The 2,001-nt window shown below is 67.2% G+C and carries 2 protein-coding genes; both read right to left on the reverse strand.

Annotated features, from left to right (window positions below; translation table 11 throughout):
• Nucleotides 1-96: 96 nt before the first annotated feature.
• On the reverse strand, nt 97-1,095 hold the full coding sequence (locus tag A9X04_RS09505) for a magnesium transporter CorA family protein (protein WP_067919676.1): 999 nt from the start codon (nt 1,093-1,095) through the stop codon (nt 97-99).
• A 37-nt stretch (nt 1,096-1,132) separates the two neighbouring features.
• Complete coding sequence (gene phoU, locus A9X04_RS09510; protein WP_067919678.1) at nt 1,133-1,798, reverse strand: phosphate signaling complex protein PhoU; 666 nt, start codon at nt 1,796-1,798, stop codon at nt 1,133-1,135.
• Nucleotides 1,799-2,001: the final 203 nt, after the last annotated feature.

The following is a 2,001-nucleotide window of genomic DNA, read 5'->3' on the forward strand; positions in this document are numbered from 1 at the left end:
CGGCCGAGCTGTCCAGCCGGCGCAGCACCTCGTCGAGCGGCGCGGCCGCGACCAGCATCGCCTTCGGGGCCTCCGAACCGGTCAGCAGGTCAGCGGTCATAGCCAGTCCCTCCGCTTGAACATCATGTAGATCACCACCATCAGCACGGAAATCAGGGTGGTACTCGCAAGGAAGCCGGCGAGATGGCCGAAGCCGGGGTAGGGAACGTTCTGCCCGTAGAAGCCCGTGATCGCGGTCGGGACGGCGATGATGGCTGCCCATCCGGTCAGCTTCTTCATGATGGTGTTCAGCCGGGCGTCCTGCAGGGACAGGTTGGTCTCGAAAATGGTTGTGACCATGTCCCGCAACGACTCCGTCCACTCCGACACGCGCAGCACGTGGTCATACAGGTCGGCGTACAGCGGGTCCAGTTCGGGAGCGGTGCCGACCTCGCGGCGGTGGTGCTGGATCGAGTTGACGACCTCGCGCATCGGCAGCGCCACCCGCCGCAGCGCCACCAGGTCCCGGCGCATCTGAAATGTCCTGCGCTGGAAGCTCGCCTGGCGCGGCGTGCCGTCGAACAGCTCGTCTTCGATGGCCTCGACACAGTCGTCCAGGGCCTCCACCGCGGCGAAGTGGCTGTCGACCACGACGTCGAGCAAGCCGTGCACCAGCGCGCCCACGCCGTACTGCTGGGCGCCGATCTCATCCCAGCGCCGGGTGAGCTGGCTGACATCGAAGTCCTGCGTCAGCCGTACCGTGATCAGGCCGCGCGGCAGCACGAACGCCGAGATCCGCTGCATGGACAGCATGCGCCGCGGCTCGTCGGTCACCTCCTCCGCGACCCCGACGGCGTAGACGGTGAAGAAGGTGTGCGTCTCGTACGCGGTGGCCTTCACCCGCTCGGCCGCCGCCACGGCGTCTTCCACCGCCCACGTGTTGAGGCCGAGCTCGGCCGCCAGGCCGCACAACGCGTCGTGGTCCGGGGCGCACAGATCCACCCACACCAGGGTGTCGGGCTCGCCCAGGTATCCCGAGATGTCGTCGAACGTGAAGTCTTCCTGCGGCTTACCGTGGCGCCAGACACGGCCCTGGATGTCCGGTGTGCCCTGCACGACGTTATCTTCCCAAGCCCGCCCCCACCGGTGCCGCTCAGTAGGTCGAGATCTCGTCCGGCGTGGGCAGATCGCCGCTGACGATGAAGACCACGCGGCGGCCGACCTCCACGGCATGGTCGGCGAAGCGCTCGTAGAAACGGCCCAGCAAGGCGCAGTCCACGGCGACGGGAATGTTGTCCCGCCAGCCTTCGTCCAGCAGCGCGCTGAACAGGTTGCGGTACAGCTCGTCCATCGCGTCGTCTTGTTCGCGAAGCCGGGCGGCCTGCTGCGGGTCGTGGGAGATCAGCACCTGTTTTGCGCTTTCGCCCAACGTGATTGCCACCTTCGCCATGTCGGCGAAGCACGCGCGGAGGTCGTCAGGCAGTATCCGGTTCGGGTGTTCGCGCCGGGCGATCTTGGCGATGTGCACCGCCAAGGCACCCATGCGTTCGATGTCGGCGATGATCTGGATGGCGCTGAAAATCGCCCGCAACTCACCGGCGACCGGTTGTTGCAGCGCCAGCAGCGCGAACGCCTCCCGTTCGGTTTGCGCCCGCATCTCCACCATGCGGTCGTGCTCACGGATCACCTGTTCGGCGGCGTCCAGGTCGGCCTCCAACAGGGCATCAGTGGCGCGCCGCATGGCGTCGTTGGCCAGGCCGCACATCTCGCCGAGCTGAACCGTCAACTCGGCCAGCTGGTGGTGGTAAGCGCTTCGCATAGCGCAACGGTGCCCAACGCGACCCGCTTTCCGCAAGGGACGAAAGCCACCCGAAGTAGGGCCTAAACGGCTCCTCCGCTGCGGGCCCCTCCCGACTTACGCTGCGGCGGTGCCCCCTCTAGCAACCCGCGAAGCGCTGACCGCTCATGCGGTGGCCGCCGCTCCGGTGGATCAAGTGCTGGACATGCTGAGCAGCTCGGCCG

It is taken from the genome of Mycobacterium sp. E3247, from assembly GCF_001667785.1.
Classification (GTDB): domain Bacteria; phylum Actinomycetota; class Actinomycetes; order Mycobacteriales; family Mycobacteriaceae; genus Mycobacterium.

Excerpts from the sequence above, each read along its gene's own strand:
- phoU (WP_067919678.1), bottom strand. The coding sequence starts at position 1,798 with ATGCGAAGCGCTTACCACCACCAGCTGGCCGAGTTGACGGTTCAGCTC.